Source organism: Alterileibacterium massiliense (genome assembly GCF_900104645.1).
GTDB lineage: Bacteria > Bacillota > Clostridia > Peptostreptococcales > Anaerovoracaceae > Alterileibacterium > Alterileibacterium massiliense.
Genome location: NZ_FNWE01000002.1, coordinates 797,942 through 821,557, shown reverse-complemented (window position 1 = coordinate 821,557; position 23,616 = coordinate 797,942). Strand labels below are relative to the sequence as shown.

Annotated in this window: 22 protein-coding genes; all 22 read right to left on the bottom strand. The window is 34.2% G+C overall.

The window, feature by feature from the left end:
* Positions 1-42 precede the first annotated feature (42 nt).
* The 22 genes from BQ5371_RS05670 to BQ5371_RS05565 all read right to left on the bottom strand — a co-directional run bounded on the left by BQ5371_RS05670 (position 43) and on the right by BQ5371_RS05565 (position 23,282).
* Positions 43-516: a DUF523 domain-containing protein gene (locus BQ5371_RS05670; protein ID WP_071132894.1), complete on the bottom strand. Its 474-nt coding sequence runs from the start codon at positions 514-516 to the stop codon at positions 43-45.
* A gap of 2 nt (positions 517-518) precedes the next feature.
* The gene (locus BQ5371_RS05665; protein ID WP_071132893.1) at positions 519-2,912 is read right to left on the bottom strand and encodes an endonuclease MutS2; all 2,394 of its coding nucleotides are present in this window, start codon (positions 2,910-2,912) and stop codon (positions 519-521) included.
* Positions 2,913-2,955: 43 nt separating this feature from the next.
* Entirely contained in the window at positions 2,956-3,432 is a 477-nt protein-coding gene (locus tag BQ5371_RS05660) for a cell division protein ZapA (RefSeq protein WP_071132892.1), read from the bottom strand.
* Positions 3,433-3,451: 19 nt separating this feature from the next.
* The gene (locus BQ5371_RS05655) at positions 3,452-4,255 is read right to left on the bottom strand and encodes a TrmH family RNA methyltransferase (RefSeq protein ID WP_083377446.1); all 804 of its coding nucleotides are present in this window, start codon (positions 4,253-4,255) and stop codon (positions 3,452-3,454) included.
* A gap of 16 nt (positions 4,256-4,271) precedes the next feature.
* Entirely contained in the window at positions 4,272-5,417 is a 1,146-nt protein-coding gene (gene ftsZ, locus BQ5371_RS05650; protein WP_071132890.1) for a cell division protein FtsZ, read from the bottom strand.
* A gap of 164 nt (positions 5,418-5,581) precedes the next feature.
* Positions 5,582-6,727: a cell division protein FtsQ/DivIB gene (locus BQ5371_RS05645; protein ID WP_071132889.1), complete on the bottom strand. Its 1,146-nt coding sequence runs from the start codon at positions 6,725-6,727 to the stop codon at positions 5,582-5,584.
* Positions 6,717-7,829 carry an undecaprenyldiphospho-muramoylpentapeptide beta-N-acetylglucosaminyltransferase gene (gene murG, locus BQ5371_RS05640; RefSeq protein ID WP_071132888.1) on the bottom strand — a complete coding sequence of 371 codons (1,113 nt, stop codon included), beginning with the start codon at positions 7,827-7,829 and terminating at the stop codon, positions 6,717-6,719. Before murG ends, BQ5371_RS05645 begins: the two co-directional genes overlap by 11 nt.
* 2 nt (positions 7,830-7,831) lie before the next feature.
* Positions 7,832-9,019, bottom strand: a complete 1,188-nt coding sequence (ftsW, locus tag BQ5371_RS05635; RefSeq protein ID WP_083377445.1) for a putative lipid II flippase FtsW — start codon at positions 9,017-9,019, stop codon at positions 7,832-7,834.
* Positions 9,020-9,031: 12 nt separating this feature from the next.
* Complete coding sequence (murD, locus tag BQ5371_RS05630) at positions 9,032-10,417, bottom strand: UDP-N-acetylmuramoyl-L-alanine--D-glutamate ligase (RefSeq protein WP_071132887.1); 1,386 nt, start codon at positions 10,415-10,417, stop codon at positions 9,032-9,034.
* 28 nt (positions 10,418-10,445) lie between these two features.
* The gene (mraY, locus tag BQ5371_RS05625) at positions 10,446-11,405 is read right to left on the bottom strand and encodes a phospho-N-acetylmuramoyl-pentapeptide-transferase (RefSeq protein WP_071132886.1); all 960 of its coding nucleotides are present in this window, start codon (positions 11,403-11,405) and stop codon (positions 10,446-10,448) included.
* Complete coding sequence (locus tag BQ5371_RS05620) at positions 11,396-12,847, bottom strand: UDP-N-acetylmuramoyl-tripeptide--D-alanyl-D-alanine ligase (protein ID WP_071132885.1); 1,452 nt, start codon at positions 12,845-12,847, stop codon at positions 11,396-11,398. Before BQ5371_RS05620 ends, mraY begins: the two co-directional genes overlap by 10 nt.
* 20 nt (positions 12,848-12,867) lie before the next feature.
* Positions 12,868-14,886: a penicillin-binding transpeptidase domain-containing protein gene (locus BQ5371_RS05615; protein ID WP_071132884.1), complete on the bottom strand. Its 2,019-nt coding sequence runs from the start codon at positions 14,884-14,886 to the stop codon at positions 12,868-12,870.
* 108 nt (positions 14,887-14,994) lie between these two features.
* Entirely contained in the window at positions 14,995-15,399 is a 405-nt protein-coding gene (locus BQ5371_RS05610; RefSeq protein WP_071132883.1) for a casein kinase II subunit beta family protein, read from the bottom strand.
* Between the two features lie 35 nt (positions 15,400-15,434).
* On the bottom strand, positions 15,435-16,364 hold the full coding sequence (rsmH, locus tag BQ5371_RS05605) for a 16S rRNA (cytosine(1402)-N(4))-methyltransferase RsmH (protein WP_071132882.1): 930 nt from the start codon (positions 16,362-16,364) through the stop codon (positions 15,435-15,437).
* Positions 16,365-16,374: 10 nt separating this feature from the next.
* Positions 16,375-16,806 carry a division/cell wall cluster transcriptional repressor MraZ gene (gene mraZ, locus BQ5371_RS05600; RefSeq protein WP_071132881.1) on the bottom strand — a complete coding sequence of 144 codons (432 nt, stop codon included), beginning with the start codon at positions 16,804-16,806 and terminating at the stop codon, positions 16,375-16,377.
* Positions 16,807-17,108: 302 nt separating this feature from the next.
* Entirely contained in the window at positions 17,109-17,861 is a 753-nt protein-coding gene (locus BQ5371_RS05595; protein ID WP_071132880.1) for an acyl-ACP thioesterase domain-containing protein, read from the bottom strand.
* 29 nt (positions 17,862-17,890) lie between these two features.
* A complete protein-coding gene (locus tag BQ5371_RS05590) occupies positions 17,891-18,616 on the bottom strand; it encodes a 5'-methylthioadenosine/adenosylhomocysteine nucleosidase (protein WP_071132879.1) in 726 nt (241 codons plus the stop codon).
* Positions 18,606-19,067 (bottom strand): S-ribosylhomocysteine lyase, encoded by a 462-nt coding sequence (locus tag BQ5371_RS05585; protein ID WP_071132878.1) that lies wholly within the window; start codon positions 19,065-19,067, stop codon positions 18,606-18,608. The genes BQ5371_RS05590 and BQ5371_RS05585 overlap by 11 nt, the downstream gene beginning before the upstream one ends.
* 61 nt (positions 19,068-19,128) lie before the next feature.
* Entirely contained in the window at positions 19,129-20,331 is a 1,203-nt protein-coding gene (locus BQ5371_RS05580; protein WP_071132877.1) for a vWA domain-containing protein, read from the bottom strand.
* A gap of 19 nt (positions 20,332-20,350) precedes the next feature.
* Complete coding sequence (locus BQ5371_RS05575; RefSeq protein ID WP_071132876.1) at positions 20,351-21,163, bottom strand: AAA family ATPase; 813 nt, start codon at positions 21,161-21,163, stop codon at positions 20,351-20,353.
* A gap of 216 nt (positions 21,164-21,379) precedes the next feature.
* Positions 21,380-22,540, bottom strand: coding sequence for a phosphoglycerate dehydrogenase (locus BQ5371_RS05570; RefSeq protein WP_071132875.1), 1,161 nt, complete (start codon positions 22,538-22,540; stop codon positions 21,380-21,382).
* Between the two features lie 202 nt (positions 22,541-22,742).
* On the bottom strand, positions 22,743-23,282 hold the full coding sequence (locus BQ5371_RS05565) for a flavodoxin family protein (RefSeq protein WP_071132874.1): 540 nt from the start codon (positions 23,280-23,282) through the stop codon (positions 22,743-22,745).
* Positions 23,283-23,616: the final 334 nt, after the last annotated feature.

Here is a 23,616-nt window from a genome sequence, read left to right as displayed (position 1 = left end):
TATAATTCTTGTTTTTATTTATATATTATTATTTATATATTTTTATTTATCAATGATAAAATTTTTAAAATTCTTTTCTGTATATACTGGTATTGATTTATCAATTAGTAAATCTGCAAAAACTCCATTTCCTTCTATAAGCGTCCCCGTAAAAGTCCCATCATATATCATTCCTACTCCGCACGAGGGACTTTTGGATTTTAAAATAGCACCTTCAATCCTTTGATTAACTTCTCTTGCTGATTTTAATGCCTTATCATATGAAATCTTGCTACCTAGAGTAAATTCCTTTGTAAGATCTTTACCCTCTCTATTTACTATCCTCTTTTTTTTATCGGCGGGCAAAGCCAAAGAAATTTCTGATGGTATTCTTGGGGTTCCTAGTCCAGCATCACATTCGGGACATACTCCAACAAACGCCTTGTTCTCGCAAAATTTTATAACATCATCATTCTTATTATTTCCCCCATTATATTTGCAATTTATTCCGATTAGACATTTAGAAATAATGTACATTCCTACTCCTTTAATATTACAACGGTAGCACCATCTCCTCCATTATCATAAGAGGCTTTGGTAAATGATTTAACCTGTCCATTAGTGCCTAAAAATTTTCTGATGCCATCTCTCAATATTCCCTCTCCTCTGCCATGAATTATTGTAATTTTGCTAAGACCAGCCATAGTTGAGTCATCGAGGTGTTTTTCAACAATTTGAATCGCGTCATCTAAATTTTTACCGATTACATTGATTTCAGGACTTATGCTCTTTGTCTTATCTTTATAAATCTTTCTTGCAGACACATATCCGCTTCTATTTTTATCTTTTTTCTTTGATTTATTATCCTCAATTGAGATTAAGTCGCTAAGGTCTATATCCATATTTAACGAGCCTATTTTAATTTTGGCTTTTCTTCCATCATCGCTTATTGACTCGATAAGACCATTCTGATTTATATTGAGGGCTTTTACACGCATACCTATCTGTGCAGTATCTCTTGTAAGTCTTTTTATGCTTGAAATACCTGGTGTTTGTTCTTCAATTTTATTCTTTTTCTCTAATTTTTTAAATTCATCTCTTGCATTATTTGATATTTTTATAATATCTGCTGAAGAATTGTTGGAATAATTATTTTTTTCTTTCTTAAGCTCTCTTATAATTTCATCTCCACTTTTCTTTGCATCTCTGATTATTTCAAGAGCCTCAATTTTAGCTTTATCAATTATCTTCTTCCTTTTTTCTTCTATTTTCTTTATCTCTATATCAGCACTTCTCAGCCTTACCTCAGCTTTATATCTTAATTCTTCCGCCTCCTTAAGTTCGTGCTCAGAATTGATTTTATTTTTTTCGATTAGATTAACTGCATTTTCAAAATCAAGTTCATTTGCATCTAGGATTTTCTTAGCATTTTCTATGACTAAGGGATTTATTCCAAGCCTTTTTGAAATCTCAAAGGCATTTGATTTGCCCGGCAAGCCAAGTCTAAGCTTATATGTAGGTGAAAGGGTTTCTATATCAAATTCCATAGAAGCATTTTCTACAAAGTCAGTTTCTATTGCATATTTTTTTAATTCTGTATAATGCGTTGTCGCTACTATCTTCGCCCCTTTGTCTTTAAGTGCTTCAAGTATCGAAATTCCTAGGGCGGCACCCTCAGCCGGATCAGTTCCCGCTCCAAGTTCATCTAATAAGACTAGTGAGTCGCTACTTGCATGATTTAATATATTAACAATTTTCTTCATATGAGATGAAAAAGTGCTCAGGCTCTGCTCAATGCTCTGTTCATCGCCAATGTCTGCAAATATATCTTTAAATATCGCAATTTCGCTTCCCTCACTACATGGAATATGTAATCCGCATTTTATCATCAGAGAAAATAGACCGATGGTTTTTAATGTTACTGTCTTTCCTCCTGTATTTGGTCCGGTTATTAACAAGCTTGTAAATTTATCGCCAAGGCTTAAATCAATAGGAACAACCTCATCACTTTTAATAAGCGGATGTCTTCCTGAAATAATATTAATTCTTCCATCTGTGTTTACATCAGGACAAATGGCTTCCATGCTTATGGCAAGCCTGCTCTTAGCATTTATAAGATCCAGCTTTTCAACTAAGTCCTGATTGTTTAATATTGAATAGTAATTCCTCGCAACTTCATCTGTATATTTTGAAAGAATCCTATTGATCTCTATTTCTTCATCTATCTTTAACTGCCTTAAATCGTTATTTAAATCTACTATAGCTTGCGGTTCTATGAAAATAGTTGCTCCGCTACTGCTTCTATCCTGAATTATACCCCTAACCTGAGAGGCATATTCTTTTTTTACAGGAATAACATATCTTCCATTTCTAACTGTAACAAGTCCTTCCTGCATATACTTAGAATCAGCAACCGCATATCCTGCTAATTTTAATCTAATCTTTTCATTTTTTTCTCTTATGCCTCTTCTTATTTCAGCAAGCTCATGAGAAGCAAAATCTGATATTTCATTCTCAGATATAATATTTTTATATAAAGAATTTTCTAGTTCCAAAAGTACCTCTATTAAATCACTTATTTCTTTAATATGATTTATGTTGGTAATATCAGATGATAAAAAGGTTTTCAGCTCTCTTGCATTTTTTAAGCCACTTCTTATATAAATAAGATCCTTTATGGATAAAATCCTGCCTTTTCTAGCCATCTCAAGAACTTCTCTTATATCCTTGATTGAGCTTATTGGCATTACTCCTTTACATAGAATAACGGAAACTCCCTCGGCAGTTTCCGTTAAAGCTTCTCTAATCATGCGTTCATCTTCAAAAGGCACTAATTCTAATGCTTTTTTATGCACCATTTCGGTGCCGGTATATTCAGCCAGCATTGACAATATCTTATTTAATTCAATGGAAGTAGATATACCAGTTTTCATATAATCATTTCCGTAATTTTTTAATATTCTATCTTAGCCTCTCTTAGCCTCTCATTTTTTTGAGACTTCTCATCTCATTTTTGAGATTTACATTTTCCATCTGTAAATCGAAATAAGCATTTTCCATCTCTGTGCATTTTTCTTCAAGTTCCTTATATTTCTCATCATCCTGAACTTGTTTATCATTTTCATCACCGATCTTTGCTTGAAGCTCAGTTACCTGTCTTTTTGCACTTTCCCAAAGGTTGACATAGTGTTTTACATCATTATCAAGTTGATGTTTTTCTGCTTGAACCTTAAGAAGAAGATCGCTATTATCCATTAATTTCTCAGCCATATTAACGCAGGTAAGTACTGCTGACTTGAAATTAGGATTTGTGCCGAGCATTTCACTTGTTCTAGTAAGCTCTTCATCTACATAATTTGCAATTTCTTTGATTTTTTCTTCAGTTTTTTCACCAGAAAGCGTATATTTTGCTCCGGCAATAGTAACATCTGCTATGTTCTTCGTAACTTCCATTTTTTTGCTCCTTATTATTTTAATCTCTATTACGAACGCTCTCATACATAAGAATTGCAGCTGCAATCCCTGCGTTTAAAGACTCAATTCCCTCATTCATTGGTATGCTTACTCTGGTATCAGAACTATTTATAAGTTCATTAGAAATTCCCTTGCCCTCATTTCCAATTACAAGTGCTATCCCCTTGGAAATCTCTGTCTTATAATATGGAACTCCTCCGCTCGGAACTGTAACAACGACATTTCTTGATTTTATTTCGTCAAGTTCAAGTAGCGTCTTTACATCATCAATAAGTAAAATGTTGATATTAAATATCGCACCTACGCTTGCTCTAAGTACCTTTGGCGAATATATATCGGCAGATCCTTTTAATATATAGACCCTTTTATATCCTGCTGCATATGCAGTCCTTAAAACTGTTCCCATATTACCGGGGTCCTGTAGTCTGTCCAAAATTAAGATATTATCATCCGTTAATAAAGGAGGATATAAGCTTTCATCAAAAACTTTTTTCGAAATTATACCAATAACCTGAACTCCATGTTCAGCCTCAGTCAATCTTTCAAATGCTCTGTCCTCAAGGGTAAATATCTCACAATCTGCACTGTCCAATAAGGCAATTATTTCTTTATCATTATTATTCTTGATTGTTGATTCAGAAATAATCAGAAAATCGAGGGAAATCTGATGTCTAATTGCTTCTGACACCAGATTAATGCCCTCGATCGTAAATTTTCCAATGGAATCTCTAAACTTCTTACTACGAAGCTTTCTAATAAGCTTAATTTTGTTGTTGTCTTCTGACTCTATCCTCGAGTGCATTTCTTAGATTATTATACTATTTGAGGAAATCCGGAACATCAAATACTGATGATTGACCATTTCCAGTTGACATCTTCTCCGTTGACATAATGTCACTCATATCCATCTCATATCCTTCAAGACCATCTGGAGTCTGAACGGCTTTACCATGTGAAGAAGATACATTTTCTATATCTTCATCGGTAATTAGGTCTCCCTGAGATGCGAAATCTGTTGCAATGAGAGTTACTGTAATCTTGTCGGTCGAGTCTTCATCTACTGTAGCACCAAAGATGATATTTGCATCAGGATCTGCTTCATCTTGAATCTTAGAAGCTATCTTGCTGATGTCTAACATTCCCATATCATATCCACCTGCAACATATAGGAGAATTGATTTTGCACCGCTTATTGATGTCTCAAGAAGCGGACTGTTTACAGCCATCTTAACTGCCTGATCAATCTTATCTTCACCAGAACCACGGCCGACACCCATGTGTGCAATTCCTCTGCCTTCCATAATAGCTTTGACATCTGCAAAGTCAACATTTACAAGTCCATATTCAGAAATTAAATCTGAAATTCCTTGCACGCCCTGTCTTAGTACATCATCAGCCATTGAGAATGCTTCAAGCATAGATGTATTACTTTCACTTGAATCAATCAACTTGTCATTAGGAATAACTACCAGTGAATCAACAAAATTCTTTATGTAATTAATTCCTTTATTTGCTCTATTCCAACGCTTCTTACCCTCAAATGAGAAAGGTTTTGTTACAACTGCAACAGTTAAAGCTCCAGCGTCCATCGATGCTTTTGCAATAACAGGAGCTGCACCTGTTCCTGTTCCTCCTCCCATTCCAGCTGTGATGAATACCATATCGGCATCTTGAAGATATGTATTTATCTCTTCTAAGGTTTCTTCGGCAGCCTTTTGACCAACTTCTGGATTAGCCCCAGCTCCTCTTCCGCCTGTTATCTTTTCTCCAATTTGAATTTTTATCTCAGCCTTGCACTTTGACAACGCCTGTTTATCTGTATTAACTGCAATAAATGTTACCCCACGCATTTCAGCATCGACCATTCTATTGATAGCGTTGCAACCGCCTCCGCCTACGCCTACAACTTTAATAATCGCTGCAGCTGTCTGATCTGATACCAAATCCGAAACAAATTCCATCATAATGCTCCTTCCTCCATTTAGTTATATTTGAATAATAACATAATAATGTATTAAATGCACCAAAAATATGGCTGTAAATCAATGTTTTTGTCAATTTTTTTGATTTTTTTACAACATATATATGTTTATCGTAAATAAAACCACCATATCTACGCTTTTATTGTCTAGTTGAATGTAGGTATATATGTGGCGTATCCATTCTCGCTTACGACAATTCTGCCACGCTTAACCCCTTTATCTATCAATGTTTTTAATATTTCCTGCATCCTATTTTTTTCAATCATAGTTTTTATATCAGATGTCATTCCTGTGCATATTAAATTATCGTAAATATATATGGTTGTCTTATCCCCATCTACTATGATTTTTTTAAAAAATAGTTTATGGTCCTTCATTAAATTCAAAATCTCATATGAATCATTTAGATGTTTGCTATTTTCACCCTCTAGCTCTTTGGCTAGCTTCATTTTTTTAATTTTTACACCCTCAATTACTGTTAGATGTGGCATATCCGTCGTCTTTCTAAGGACAATTCTATCACTATCGGTGACTATATATTTACCATCATAAGGAATGGCTGCCATCTGCTCTCTTTCCTTTACTTTTATAACTAGGGTGCTCGGAAGCCTTCTATGAACCTTTACCTTTTCTATGTATGGATTTTGAAGTAAATAAGATTTAATCCTTATCTTCCCCGGCTTATATATTAAATTATTACCCATCTTTACATGAGCCATACTTATTATCTCGCTATCTAAGAAGTAATTATTGCCTTTTACAACGACTCTATCAACATTCACTAATTTGGTAAAGGAGAGTATAAATAAGCCAATAATTATTCCTGCTATTATAAATAAATTCCTTCTTTTTCTATTTTTTTCTTTTCTTTCCTCTTTTCTTTTTTTTATTCTATCTAATATCTCTTCAAGTTCTTTGTCTATTTCTTTATTTTGCTCATTTTCTCCAATTTCTTGCTCTTTTATATCCTTCTCTGATTCTTTTTTTAATTCTTCATTTGATTCCTTATTATCTTTTAGATTCATTCCCTCGTTTAGAGCTTTTCTATTATCTTTTTGATTTTCTTCTCCCTCTAAAAAAGGGCTTTCTTCATATGAATTTTCTTCATAGAAAAAATCATCGGGTTCAGTTCTGGCAAATTCTTCATAATCATCATCAAGATTAACGATATTCTCATCATCTCGCAAATATTCTTCTTCGCCTTCGATTAGACTGCTTCCCTCTGTAAGTATTTCCTTTATTTCTTCTGCATTTACTTCTTCATCAAATAAGCCTGTAGTATTATCTTTCATTTTTAAGTTCCTTGGTAATGGATTTATAAATCAGTTCAGTCGCATCTTGGTTTGAACAATGTTTGCTATCTTCTCTCATATCAATAAGCTCATATGGATTTTTATATAAATATTCAATCTTCTCAATTACTCTATGAGCAGTCATCTCATCTTCTTCCACAAGATATGCTCCACCATTATCAGACACGGATTTTGCATTGTAATACTGGTGATTTTCTGTAACATTTGGGGACGGGATAAATATCGCAGGTCTTCCGCTAGCTGTTATCTCAGCAACAGATAGAGCTCCCGCTCTACATATCACTATATCTGCAGATGAAATTGCATTTGGTATATAATTTATATATGCAGATATATTAATATTTTTACCTAAATTCCCAACTTCTTTTCTTAAGGTCCTAATTACTTCGTCGTACATATCATTTCCGGTGCCAAGCATAATATGAATATTTTCATTTTGTGAAAATTTTTTAATTATTTCAATCCCTATACTATTAATTACTTTAGAGCCAAGGCTTCCTCCGAATATAAATATGTTAAATATGCCTTCATCTATTCCAAGTGCTTTTCTTGCTGAATTTTTATCTATTTTATAAAAATCATCCCTCACAGGATTTCCTGTATATATGAGCTTATCTTTATTTTTAAATCTTTCCCTTGCATCATTAAATCCCAGAAAAATTTTATCAGCATATTTTTCAAGAAATTTATTAGCCATACCGGGGAAGGCATTTTGTTCGTGAATAAATATTGGAATTGACATAGAAGATGCTGATATAACAACCGGAATGCTGATATATCCTCCCGTGCTAATTACCAAGTCTGGTTTATATTTTTTTAGTAATTTCTTAGCCTGTCTAATCCCACGCATATTAGAAACGGCTGTCTTTACAAGTTTTAGAGGATTATCTCTATCTAGGTACATAGTATCGACAGATTCAAACTTATATCCATGCTTTGGTACAATATCCCTCTCAAGCCTGTCTTCGCTACCTATATATATAATTTCTGTTTCAGGATGTTTTTGAACAAATTTATCTGCAATTGCAAGAGCCGGATAAATATGTCCGCCCGTTCCTCCACCAGTCATAACTATCTTCATAATTACACTCTCTTAATGCCCTTTTTTCTTGATATATTAAGTAAAATTCCCATTGACATCATAAATACCCATATTGATGTTCCGCCATAACTGATAAATGGAAGCGTTATTCCTGTTGTCGGCATTGAAGCTGTAACAACCGCAACATTGATTATTACCTGAAGGGCAAGCATTATTGTAATTCCTGACGCCATATACATTCCTAACTTATCGCCTGCACCGGCAGCCACCTTAAATCCCTCATATATGAGGAGGAGATATATTATAAGCAGGATAGCTACTCCCACAAATCCAAGCTCCTCTGCGATAATTGCAAGTATAAAATCATTTTGTGGCTCTGGCAAATAAAGATTTTTTGCGACGCTTCTTCCAAGCCCCTTTCCAAATAATCCGCCCGTCCCTACAGCAAGAACTGATTGTGAGAGCTGATAACCTGCACCATGAAAATCTTTAAATGGATCAATCCAATTTGTCAATCTTGAATACCAGTGAGAATCAGGAAGCTTTAGCAATATAAAGGCTGTTCCTGCTGCTCCTAAAGCACCACCCGCAACAAAATACCATGGATTTAAACCTGCAACAAACATTATTCCGACCATAATAGCCACTATAACAATAGCTGTTGATAGGTTAGGCTGTTTTACTATAAGACCGAAATGAATTAATGCCACTGACAAAATTGGCAAGACACCATGCGTGAAGCTCCTTATCTTAGCTGGGTTTTCTGCAATAAATGCGGATGTGAAAACTATCATAAAGAGTTTTGAAAATTCACTAGGTGTAATTCTAAATGAGCCATATCCTATCCATCTTGTAGCAAAGTTTACAGTTATTCCAAGCGGTGTAAATACTAGGCAAAGACTTATAATACTTACAATAACAGCCCAGAGCGAAAACTTCTTATAATTATGATAATCATATTCAGCTAGTAAAAACATCCATATAAAGCCGGTTATAACATAGGCACCATGTCTTTTTAGAAAATAAAAAGGTGTTGGATTATTCAGATTAACAGTCGAATAATATCCGGCACTTAGTACCATTACCAAGCCAAAAATTACAAGAATAATTATATATGCGAGTATTCTAAAATTGTATTCTGTTACGAGCTTAGAGATAAATCCCCCATTATGAACTGTTCTTCTATTTTCATTTTTTATTTTTCTATTCTTTTTATTCTTATTAAACATTTTTAAATATATTTATTTTAAAAGTGAATTAACACATTCTTTAAAATGATTTCCTCTTTGAATATAACTGTCGTACATATCCCAGCTTGCACAAGCAGGTGATAATAGAATCTTATCTCCTTTCTCAGATATTTCAAAGGCTTTAGCAACGCTGCTAGGAAGGTCTTTTTCTAAATATACTTCACTAAAATTTTGTTCATTTATATCCTTCTCTATAAGTCCCGCATCTCTTCCATATAATATAACAGCTTTTACCCTGCCAGCTAAGTTTTTTGCAAGTTCTTTGAAGTCCTGACCTTTTCCATCTCCACCTGCAATCAGTATTATTTTGTTTTTCAACGCTTTTAAAGCTATTATGCTCGCATCGACATTTGTACCTTTTGAATCATTATAAAATTTAACTCCATCTACTTCTCCTGAATATTCAATTCTGTGCTCAACTCCGGAAAAGTTCTTAATAGTTTCTCTTATTATTTCAGGCTTTATTCCTGCAAAAAATGAGATTGCTGATGCTGCTAATATATTTTCTATATTATGGTTCCCTGGAATTTTAATATCATCAACCTTACATATTTTATATTCATTTTTATTTTCATCTTTTATGACGATAAATCCATCATCAAGATAAGCCCCCTTGTCAAGCTTTTCCTTTCTGCTAAATGGAATAATATTTGCTTTTGCATTAAGAGAGAGTTTGTAGCAAGCGGTATCATCTTTATTTATTATAAGATAATCACCAAAATTTTGATTAGCAAATATGCGAGCCTTTGCCATACCATAAGCTTGCATGGTATGGTGTCTATTAAGATGATCCGGCGTAAAATTTAATATAGCTGATATAGATGGTTTAAATCTGTCAACTGTTTCGAGCTGAAAACTGCTAACTTCAGAGATAAAACAGTCGCTATCCTCTGATATAAGAGCATCTGTTATCGCTGGATTACCAATGTTACCAACCACATATGCTCTCTTATTTGCTTCTTTAAAAATTTCTCCTACCAGAGTAGTTGTAGTAGTTTTTCCATTAGTACCTGTGATTGCAATATATCTTCCTTTCGAAAGTCTATATGCTAGTTCAAGTTCACCAATGACCTCTACGCCTTTTCTAATCGCTTCTTTGACAATTTCGAGTTCTAATGAAACGCCAGGGCTTAAAACCATCATGTCAAAATCTTCTATGTTTTTTGGAAATGATCCGAAATAAGCAGGAATCTCAGCTTTTTCAATGTAAGAAATGATAGCAGGCTTCATATTTTCTCTCGGATTGCTATCTTGAATGCTAATATCGCTTCCAATCTCTTTAAGTGCTTTAACTACCGCCTGACCTGATTTACCCATTCCAACTACAATTATTTTTTTATCTTTAATTCTTTGTATATTTACATCTCTATTTTCCATCATAAACTCCCTATTTTCTCAAAATTTTCTATGAAAATATAAATGCTATAATTCCAAATATAAGCGTTACAAAGCTGAATAAAAATGATATTTTTTTCTCGCTCATTCCGCCTAATTCAAAATGATGATGAAGAGGAGACATTCTAAAAAGTCTTTTCCCGCCTGTTTTCTTAAAATAAGTGACCTGAAGAATAACTGATAATGCTTCCAAAACATAGATTATTCCAATGATTGGAAGAAGTAGCTCCATCTTCGTTACAATAGCAACCGCAGATAGCAGTCCACCGAGAGCCATAGAACCCGTATCCCCCATAAATATCTTTGCTGGACTCCAGTTAAAATATAAGAATCCTACAAGTGCTCCAGCCGTTGAAGCCCCTGTTACAACCAAGATTTTGTCCTGCTTAGATATACCAATAGCTATCAAAATGATTGAAAAAACAAGTGTAACACTAGATGCAAGCCCATCAAGCCCGTCTGTAAGATTAACCGCGTTAGACATAGCAAGTTCAACAAAAATAACAAATGGTATGAATAATATGCCGAAATCAATATATTTTTTTATAAATGGAACAAAAATCAAAGTACCATCATCTTTAAAAATCATCATGTAAAGAGCAATAAGCAAGCTAAAAAGCAATTGAAGAGCGATCTTTTGTTTTGGAGTCATGCCCAAATTATTCTTTTTTGCAATTTTTTCATAATCGTCAATAAATCCAATAAGCCCAAACAAAAACATCGTAATTATTATCATCAAGGTATCTAAGGTAAAAATTTTGCCTATTAGAAGTCCAGTCGTAACGCCGGCGATAATGGCAATTCCACCCATTGTCGGTGTTCCTTTTTTGCTCAAATGAGCCTTTGGTCCCTCTTCTCTTATATATTGTCCTAACTGTTTATGACGAAAAATTGGTATCAATTTTTTTGTTATATACCACGAAACAATCATAGAAATAATTAGGCACATTTTCGCATTATTTATATACATTTTAACTCCTCTGCAATATTTTCTAGCATCATTCCCCTAGATGCCTTTATTAAAATCAAATCGCCTTTACAAATATTCCGTCTTATATTATCTTTGGCTTCATCTAAATCCTTATATTCAATGATATTTCTAATGCCATTTTCCCTTGCACCTCTGGCTATATCCCTTGCCCTTTCTCCTACTGTTATCAATAGATCTACGCCTTTACAAGCAAGATACTTCCCTACAATCATATGCCCTTCTTCTGAATTTTGTCCAAGCTCGAGCATGTCACCTAGAATTGATACATATCTCGACGCCTTGCTATTTATCAAAACATCAATTCCAGCTATCATCGATTCTGGGCTTGCATTATATGTATCATTTATTATTGTCCAGTCTTTGGCTCTTATTATATCAAGCCTTTTTTCATTTATATTAATATCTGTCTTATTAATACCTTCTATTGCATCACAGAGAGGCACGCCTATACCAACTGCAAGTGCAAGAGCCTCTGTAGCATTCAAAAGGTTGTGCCTTCCTATTGCTCTAAGGTTTAGGTCTGCTACTTCACTCGATTTATTGCTTGTTTTACCTGCTTTTTTCATCTTCTCAATTATATCATCAGAAAAACGCAGTTTACATTTTATGCCGTCAATTCCTAAATCTTTAATATCATAAATCTTATATGATGAATTATTCTTTGTGCCGACCTTGATTACATATGGATCACCCTTTATTAAATTCAGAAGTTTTTCGCTCCCAAGTATGTCATTATCTGAATTGACCACAAGTGGATTTTTTTTATCGAATCCCTCTGCAATCTTTAATTTTTCTATAGCTAAATTTTCTCTTGTTTTAAATGTTTCAAGATGAGAGGTGCCAATATTTGTAATTATCGCCCCATCTGGGTCTACAATATTTCTTAAATCCCCCATGCGAGTGGTATCTCCAACTCCCATCTCTATTACCGCTACCTCAATATCATCTTCAAAATCAAAAATAGTAAGTGCCACGCCATATTCGCTATTAAAGTTGCCCTTTGTTTTACCTACCCTATATTTTGAAGAAAGAGCTGAATAAAGAAATTCCTTTGTGCTCGTCTTTCCGTCGCTTCCTGTCACTCCAATTTTGATGATATTTTTCCAATCGGCAAAATATTTAGTAGCAAGATCCATTAATGCCCTCGTTGTATCTTCAACTAAATAAATATTTGTCCCTCCCTCATCTATTAATTTATTAGCCCAATTAATATCTGAAAGTACAATATTCTTACAACCAGTTTTTTGAACATCTGGTATGAATTTATGTGCGTCATTAACATTTCCAATTATACAGAAGAATATACCTCCATCAGTAACCTTTCTTGAATCAATAAAAACGCCACTAACTAGCTCATCAGAGTTTTTGAAAAACTTGCATCTTAATGCAGATGAGATATATTCAGGTGATATTTTTTTCATCAATTACTCCTTATAATTAACTACTCTTTATATATGTATACCGTGCTTCCCTTTGGAAGCTCAGTTCCAGCTTTAGGATATTGGTCGATAACATTAAATGACGAATCATCCCCATTATCCGGAGTTATTATATAATTAAATCCATTAGACTTAATTATTGCCTTTGCCCTATTGCTATTGATATTTGTTACATCTGGAACCTTTATCTTTTTATCGCTAATCTTTGACTTCTCTTCTTCTGAATACTTTCTTTCAACACCTTTATATTCTAAGGTTTTTTCGAGTATCTCTCTCATAATAGGACCTGCTGCAGTAGCACCGAAATTAGCTTTCTTTGATCTATTTACTATTACTATAATTGAAACCTCGGGATCATCCATAGGTGCCATTCCCACAAATGATGCGATAGTATCCGAAGAATACTTTCCATCTTCAGCAATATATGCGGTACCCGTTTTTCCACCTACCCTATATCCTGGAATATATGCAATTGTTCCTCCAGCTTCTCTTACATAATATTCCATAATATCTCTCATCTCATCTGCTGTCTTTTTCGATATTACCTGTCTTACTTTTTTCTTTTTAAATTCCTTTATAGTTTTGCCATTCTTATCTTCTATCTTGCTGACTATTCTTGGTTTCATTAACCAGCCGTCATTACCTAGTGAGTTAACCGCTGTTAGAATTTGAATAGGTGTTATAGCAAGACCATGGCCATATCCGGTTGTAGCGAGATCAACCGATGTTAGATCTGTTTTTTTCTTTATTATTGATGATGTTTCTCCCGGCAAATCAATATTTGTCCTATCATTTAACCCGAATAAGTTCATATATCTATATAGCTTTTCAGAGCCCATGTCAAGGGCAACCGTTGCCATTGCGGGGTTACATGAGTTCCCTACAGCTTCTTTAAGGTTTTGCTTTCCATGTGCTGCACCCCAGCAATGCAAGGTTACTCCATCAACATTCTTAGTTCCATTGCAGTAGTATTCGGTTTTCTCTGTTGCAGCACCAGAGTCAATTGCTGCCGCAGCTACCAAAAGCTTAAATGTAGACCCTGGTTCATAATCACTGCTTACAGCAGGTATCGACCACATATTAGAAAGGTATTCATTCTTATCTTTAAGACTTAATTTCTGGAATTTTTTATTTTCTTCATTATCAATGGGCTTGTTTGGTGAGTTTGGGTCATATCCTGGAGTTCTCGCAACAGCTAAAACATCTCCTGTCTTTGGGTTCATAACTATACAGTTTATTGATTCAGCCTTAGTTTTTTTCATTCCCTCTTCCAAAGCTTCCTCTGTATAATTTTGTATAACTTCATCAATTGTAGTAATTACATTATAACCGTCTCTCGGTTTATATAACTTAGATCTGCTTCCTGAGAGCGTATTGCCTTGACTATCTGCCGTCTTGATCGCTCTACCCTTTGTGCCTGTTAATTCTTCATTATATTTGCTTTCAATTCCACTCCTTCCGACCATATTTCCGTCTACATTACCTATAATCTGAGAAGCCATCTGTTTGTTTGGATATATACGCCTTGATTCTGTTTTTACAACAATCTGTGCACCGAATTTTTTCTCGAGCTTATCGACCTGTTTCTGATCCAGTCCGCTTGCAAGCACTGCCAAATTATCAACTCCGGTGAACTTTTTCTTCATTTCTTTTTCAGGCACCTTAGTAATCTTGCACATTTCCTTTAGATTGCTATTTTTTTCTGCTTCTTTTAGCTCTGATGACTTATATAAATTGTTTGTATATCCATATAATTTATAAATTTTAACTGTTTCTGCAATAGGCTTCCTATTAGCATCGTAAATTTGACCTCTAGTTGGCAATATTGCACTATCTATTTTTTGCATCGAATCAGCCATCTCTGCTAACTTATCACCTTTTACAACCTGTAGATAGGCAACTCTGAAAAGCAAGGTAGTAAAAAGTAGTACTATAATAATAAAGCCAATCATCAATCTTTTTTTATTATATGCACTTACCCTATTTCCGCCGATTTTATTTTTTATTTCGCTTTTTTTCATATATGCGTTTCACCATTCCAAAATTTTATGTTTTTATTATCGCAAAATTATTTAAAAAAAGCCACTAATTCATAAAAAGAATTAGCGGCTTCGTTATTGATTTTGTTCTTATTTAAAGGCATCTTGTTTGATTTTATCCGCTAAATCAATATTGCCTGATTTATCCCCATCAATTTTTTTAATGTTTGATTTGCTCTGATGTATCATTCCATATTCATTTATGGCTTTATCCTCAATAATACTTATATTGTTAGCATCACTCATACTACCATTAAGTGCGTCAATTTCTGCCTCGATATTGGCATTAAGCCCCTCCAGCCTGTTGTTTTCAAGCTTTATATTGGCTGATGCTGCTGAAAGCATTACTGCAATTAATAATAATGTTCCAATACATATTATTGTTAATACAATCTGTTTTCTCGCTAATGCTGTTCTCTCTCTAACCTTCTTTGCTTTAATTCTCTTAGCAGCAAGTTCACCTGCATATCCATTTCCTACAGCTATTGATGCCATGTCCATCTCCTTTTTTATCTATTCCGCATCAATGATTACAACTTTTCTATAATTCTTAACTTTGCACTTCTCGCTCTTGGATTAGAATCTATTTCCTCGCTTGATGGCAAAATTGGTTTCTTTGACACTTTCTTTATATCTGTCTTTTTTCCACACACACATATTGGAAAATCCGGTGGGCAGGTGCATGGATTGAGTTTATCGTTAATTGCCTCTTTTACTATTCGATCTTCTAATGAATGAAAGGATATTATTGCCATTCTCCCTCCGGAATTTAAGTGGTTTGGCAAAATTTCCATAGCCTTTTTTAAATGAGATAATTCACCATTTACTTCAATCCTTATGGCTTGAAAAGTTCTTTTTGCAGGGTGTGGACCCTTTCTTCTGGCTGCTGCAGGAATCGCTTTTTTTATTATTTCAGCTAGTTCTACTGTCCTTATTATCGGCTCTTTTTCTCTCTCATTAACTATGAAATTAGCTATCCTTGATGCCCATCTTTCTTCACCATAATCTCTTATAATTTCGGTGAGCTTTTCCTCTGAATACCCATTTACAACATCATATGCTGTAAATTCATCTTCTTCATTCATTCTCATATCCATGGGTGCATCGTTCATATATGAAAAACCACGATTCGCATTGTCTAGCTGAAATGATGACACACCTAGATCTAAAAGTATTCCGTCTACCTTATTAAATTCTTCAAATATAAGCTCTTCATTGCTATAACTAGAGTGAATAAATTGAATATTGCACTTGAAGTCGTTCAATCTTTTTCTCGATGCCTCTAAGGCATCAACATCTCTATCTACGGCAAGAAGGACGCCTTGTCTATTAAGCTTCTTGCATATTCCCTCTGAATGTCCTCCTCCTCCAAGGGTTCCATCCATGTATATACCATCAGGTTTTATCCTTAGTTCTCTTATTACTTCCTCAAAGAGTACCGGTGTATGCTTAAATTCCACCTAAATCCCCCTATAAGTCGTACATATCGAGTTTTGCAAGAAATTCTTCATTGTCCATCATATTTTCTCCCTCAGGATCAACATATTCTTCCTTGCTCCAAATTTCTATCTTGTCCATGGCTCCCTTAGTTACGAGATCCTTGTTGATATTTGCATATTTTCTTAGATTTAATGGAATTAATATTCTTCCTTGACTATCAAGTTGGCATTCTTCTGTATTTGAAAAAAATTCTCTTATGAATTTACGAACATCTCTATCGGACTGCTTTAATTTTTTAAATTTTTCAACCTGTACTTCCCAATCTTCCATAGCATAAATATAGAGGCATTTATCAAACCCTCTGCTGAGCATACATCTTCCGCCAAGCTTCTCACGATGCTTAGATGGAATAATCATTCTATTTTTGCCATCAATGGAATTTTCGTATGTACCGGTGAACATCTATATCCTCAGTTTTTAACTTTATATTTTTTATCTATCTTAGTTTTTATCTGCCTTGCTCCTTTGCAACACGCATTAGGTCGCTTGAGAGCAAGGCTTATCTTTAATTTCCACCATTTTACAACACTTTACTACATTATGCAATAATTTTACTTGTATTTCCCTCCATTTTTTTATTTTTTTTGTTTTTTTATACAAAAAATAGAATATATGTTCTTTTTAGCTTTATTTATTTTTTGCATAAAAAAAGTAATCAGGTCTACCCTGATTACTTTTTTATATTAATTATATCTATTATTTTTTTATCGTTTTTTTAATCCGAAGCTTGCTTCGACATTTTTCTTCCCACCTATTTTAGAGTGAATATATATTATTTTTTCTGCTTTTGGATCAACCACGCTAGGTGGCATGAAATCGCTTTCATATATGCTTAGTACATCTCCAAGCCTTGCTTCATGAACAAATCTGAAATTCATAGATGTCAAATTATATTCCTCAATCTGCGGTATAAAATCATATAGAAGATCTGCATACATAGTATTATTTATGTGTTTATTTATATCTATTTTAGAATATCTAACTTCTATATCGGCTATTTGTTTATACTCTATATCCCTAGGCTGCCTTACCCTATCAGGTATACCCAGTTTTATTTCATCGTCTATTGGATAAGCACTAATATCATATTCTCCGTCAAGCAGAATATTTTTTTTATCTACTCCGACGAGTCCCCATTTACTAGATGCCCTAACGCAGACATCATTACCTCTTAATATTTCATAATACCTAGGATATATTGCACCCTTGCACATTCCGCACCATGTATTCACCCTGAGCTTATCATTTTGCTTTATCGTTTTAAAGATTTCGATGCTCATTCTGCTGACTATAAAAGCAAGCCTTTTTATATCAAATAGCTCCTTATATCCCATGTCGGACTTTTGCATTTGCTTTTCCATAGCTTCCTGCATATATTGAAGAATTACAGACGGCCTAATAACCGATCTAGAATCCACCTCATATGACTTGACATCTAAATCTATGCTAAATTTCATTATTTCTCCTCAAAATTTCTCCTCGAAGATCAACTATTAAGCAAACTAATCGCTCTTTCGGTTATTGCAATTGATAAATTTGTAGCATCTTTTTCAAATTCTTCAAACGAAGCAGGTCCGTCACCATTGGCAAGGTCTGATATAACCCTTATGACAACAAAAGGAATACCTGCACGGGAAGCACAATGTGCAATCGCAGCTCCTTCCATCTCTGCAGCAATAGCATCAAATTCCTCATGCAAAGATTTTTTCTTTGATAAATCCGCTATAAATTGATCGCCTGACACTATAGTGCCCTTTAAAACTCTTTCGCTATAACTGATTTCATCAGAAGCCTTCTCAACAATATCAACAAGCCTTTTATCTGATTCAAATTCCGTTGGCTTATCTCCACCAGAACCATTTGGTATATATCCCTTAACATATCCGAATGGAGTTAAATCATAATCATGCTGAATCATCTTATTACCGATACATATATCACCTATATGAAGCGAAGGCTCAAGTCCTCCCGCTATTCCAGTGTTGATTAAGGCTGTAATTTCAAATCTATCTATCATAATCTGGGTACAAATTCCTGAGTTAACCTTACCTATTCCTGATTTAGCAATAACCACATCAGTATCATCTATCTTTCCTAAGTAAAAATCATTTCCATATATTGACTTTTTATCCAAGAAATCAATTTTAGATATTAGGCCAGCAACCTCTGTATCCATAGCACCTATGATTCCTATAACTTCCCTATTTTTCATATATCATCTTTTCCTCATTCCAATTTTTTAAAATATCAAGCATATCTTCTGCTACCAATTTAGCACCCTCTAAATCGTGTTCTATATAATTCCCGCACTCCATCTCTTTTGCTCCTGGAATTTCTCCTTCAAATTCGCAAATAAATTTAAATGAATTATATGCTAGATCTATTGCTTTTTTATAACTTATATCATCCCTTAAGAGCATATAAAATCCGGTTCTACAGCCCATTGGTCCTATGTAAATTACGCTACCCTTAAATTTGGAATTTCTTGCATAAGTAGCAAACAGATGTTCAAAGGTATGTAAGGCTCCATTTGAAACATAATCACCCTTATTAGGCTCTTTCATTCTTATATCATAGGTTATAATATCTCCATCAATTCTTGAGATGTACATTCCCTTTTTTAATTTATTATGGTCTACTTGAAAGCTTGCAATTTTTTTCATTAATGTCTCCCCTTATACGCTCTGAACCTTATGCTCTACGCCCACAACACCTTATTATGCTCTACGCTTTTCTAACCATCAGTTCTTTCATTGCCAATTCAAGTCCATCAGCAGTCAGTTGATACATACTTATAAGCTCAGATATTATAACCTGCGTTTCCGTCCAAAAGCTAACATATTCAGGCGTAGGCTCAGGATTTATCCAAACAAGATGAGGAAAATGTCTTTTGAAAATCTCAAGCCAAGAATATCCACTTATAGAAGTATACTCTCCAGTGAGCCAATTATAATTTCTGCCGAGAAGCTCAGCTCTATTCATCGCTGCGTCACCAACTATTAAAACTCTGTACTCCCCATCAAAATTATCTAATAACCAGTTCGTATCAATCTCGCTATCTTTCATAAGCTTTGGATCCTTCCAGAGTTTATCGTAGATACAATTATGAAAGAAAAAAGTGTGTAGCTCCTTAAAATGATTGCTCTTAACTGCCGCTTGAAAAAGCGTGCTACATAGAAGGGAATAATAGTCCATAGATCCCCCCGAATCCATCAGTAAAATGAGCTTTACTGCATTTTTTCTTGGATGCTTATATTTTATTTTAAGATTTCCGCCATTATCGCAGGTTGCTCTTATCGTGCCATCAATATCAAATTCCTTTTCAGATGTAATTACCTGATTTGAAAGTTGCCTTAATGTTTTAAATGCAAGCTGAAATTGCCTCGAATCAATTACACTATCTTTTCTAAAATCCCTAAATTTTCTTTCTCCAGCAACCGACATAGCAGTACGATGCCTGCTTTCTCCACCTATTCTAATACCATTTGGATGCCAGCCACTATTTCCAAATGGCGAAGTTCCCCTCGTTCCTACCCAGTATCCTCCACCATTATGTTCTTCATCTTGCTCTTTAATTCGCTCTTTAAGCTCATTCAAAAGATTTTCAATGTCCTCCTCAGGAAATCCCATAGCCAATAAATCATCCATAAGTGAGGGAATATCATCGAGTGGCTTGTTTAGCCAGCTCATCACTTCATCTGGGATCTCTTCTCCAAATGGAATATCTTTAAAAAACTCCAAAAAAGCCTGATCATACTTGTCAAAATCAGCTTCGTCATGAACTAGAATAGATCTGCATAGATAATAAAAGTCGCTTAAACTGGAATTGTGAAGTCCAAGCTGTAAAGCTTCTAGCAAGGTCATCCATTCGTTAAGCGATATATTTAATCCTCTCTTTCTAAGCAAAAAGAAAAATTGAACGAACATATATATCTCCTAAATAAAATCATCTGAGGCTTTTTCCTAAATTTTCTATATCCTTATCTTTCTTTAAAAGTGCTCCAGCAAAAGGAATCCTAGATATAATATCTGCTGAACTAATTCCACCTGAATTAAGAGCCCTTATCCAGTCTATAAGCTCTGATGTGCTTGGTTTCTTTTCTAAAGCATCAAGCGACCTTATCCAGTAAAAGGATTTTAATGCTTGATTTAGCAAGCTTTCCTCAAGATTTTCAAAATGTACATTGAGTATGCTCCTCATCTCTTCTTCACTAGGGAAATTTATATAGTGAAAAATACATCTGCGAAGAAAAGCATCTGGCAATTCTTTTTCTGCATTTGAAGTTATTATTACAATCGGTCTATTCTTCGCCTTAACAGTTTTCTTAATCTCTGGAATGTAAAATTCCATCTGGTCAAGCTCATAAAGTAAATCGTTAGGAAATTCCAAGTCTGCCTTATCAATTTCATCTATCAGCAGTACCACCTGCTCATCTGATTCAAAAGCTTCACCAAGCTTACCCATGGTAATATAATGAGCTATATCATCAACTCCCTGATTGCCAAATTGACTATCGTATAACCTTTGTACGACATCATAGACATATAATCCCTCTTGAGCCTTTGTTGTGGACTTAATATTCCAAGTAATAAGCTCCTTTCCCAGTGATTCCGAGATAGCCTTTGCAAGCATGGTCTTACCTGTCCCCGGCTCACCTTTTATCAAAAGCGGTTTTTCAAGCGTAATAGCAACATTTACAGAGCTCATCAAATCTGCTGATGCAACATATTCTTCGCTTCCACTGAATTTATTTAGCATAATATTATTTTAATATTCCTTTCTAATTATTTTGCAAATATTATTTTGCCATATCTAGCCACTATTCTTGTTATTTTAACATAAATAAAAATCAAGGAATGAACTTATTGTGAAAATTCACCCCTTGAAATTTAATAAGGTAATATAATAAGGAAATATGTTTAAATCATTTTTTTGAAATAAATGTTTTATAATATTTGTTTTGAACTAAGTGCTTTATATGATTCTAACCCTTATAACTCCATTTACCTTAACAAGTTTGTCAAAAATATCATCGCCAATCTTTGAATCTGCATCAAGAACCGTATAAGCGTATTCGCCTCTTGATTTATTTGTCATGGCAGAAATATTTATACCTGCTTCACCAATTATGCTCGTAAAATTGTTTAGCATATTATTGGCATTCATATGAAATAGGGTCACTCTCTTTCCCTCTTCCCAAGGTCCAACCAGGCAACTTGGATAGTTTACGCTGTTTACGACTGAGCCAGTTTCAATATATGCCTTGAGCTGTTCAACTGCCATAACAGCACAATTCGCTTCAGATTCCTTAGTAGACGCCCCAAGATGAGGAGTGGTTATGCAATTCTTATGCCCTGCAACAATTGTATTTGGGAAATCAGATACATATTTTTTTACCCTGCCATCATCAAGAGCTTCAATCATAGCCTCTTCATCAACAAGAATATCCCTTGCCATGTTTATTACTATTACATCACGCTTCATCATCTCTATAGCTTTTCGATTTATATAATGCCTAGTGGATTCCATCGCCGGCACATGGATGGTTATAAAATCACATTTTTTATATATCTTATTTATATCCGTAACATAGGTAACCCTGCTTGACATATGCCATGCACTGTCTACTCCAACATAAGGGTCATATCCATACACATCCATCCCAAGATGAACAGCAGCATTAGCAACTCTTACGCCTATTGCACCAAGACCAATTATTCCTATTTTCTTTCCATATAACTCAGTTCCCGCAAATTTCTTTTTTTCTTTTTCAGTCAAAGCTGAAATCTCTTCGTTAAAAGCATTGTCTCCTACCCATTTTATGCCTCCGAAAACATCTCTTGAAGCGAGCAACATTCCAGCTATAACAAGCTCTTTAACTCCATTCGCATTTGCACCCGGTGTATTAAATACAACTATGCCCTCCTCCGTGCAACGAGATAGTGGAATATTGTTCACACCTGCACCCGCTCTTGCAATTGATAATAAATTCTTGGAGAAATCCATATCGTGCATATTCGCACTTCTTACTACGATGCCATGAGCATCTGAGGTAAGATCAGTTTTTTCAAAATTGTCATCAAACTTCGACAATCCCAATGAAGATATATTGTTGAGCGTTGCATATTTGTACATAATTATTCCTCCATCTGTTTTGCATCTTTATCTTATAAATAAAATCTTTATAAATAAAAATCTCATAAATAAAAACCACCTTGTGTAGATTTTTTCTTCACAAGATGGATTGTATTATAGCACATACAAAGATGTATTTTAAAGCATTTTAACAACTATTTTTTAATTTTTTTGTATTTTTTTATAATCATTCGGTGCGAAGTTAACTAATGCTCCTTCCCATTTCATAAGCTTCTTTTCTGGCAGGATGCGAATTTATCTCCCCAGCTTCATTTAGTCCACCTGCAAATATAGTGCCTTTAAGCTCAGCACCTTCAAAACATTTTATCCAGCCTAAAAACCCCTCTTTAGTAGCATTAAATACCTCATCGCCTTCCTCTATCGCTGTTGCGAGAAGATATACTTCTTTAAACTTATAATTTTTTTCATATATAGGAAGGGTTCTATCCAAAAGCGTTTTCATCTGACCGCTCATTTCAAAATAATAAATTGGAGTTGCAAAGACAAGGACATCTGCTGTAGCCATTCTCTTTACAATTCTGCTCGCATCATCTTCAAATACGCATTCTTCTGTACTTTGACAGGTAAAGCAGCCAGTGCAAAACTTGATTTCTTGACCGGCAAGTGAAATATATTCAACTGTATTATTGTTTTCTCTAGCTCCTTGAATAAATTCCTGAGCAAGCCCATCCGAATTACTAAATTCCCTAAAACTCGACGATATTACAAGAACACGCTTCATAACACTACCTCCTTAGCCAAAACACATATCTTTATTTATATATTTTATATACAAGCTCATATTTTTGGAAAAAATTTTTAAAATAAAAACTAATATTAAATTACATAATATTTTCTTTACAATAAATAAGCAAAATATAAAAATTACCTAATCTTTTACTAATTGTAACATATTTATCTTGCTTTTATTTTAATTGAATAATAATTTTTTATGTGCTATATTTTCCTTGTTATATAAGATTTATAAATAACTAATTTCCAATATTAAATATATTTCATCTTAATGATTTTATATATCATGTTTTAGTATGTTTTATATACCGTGTCTCTTACCG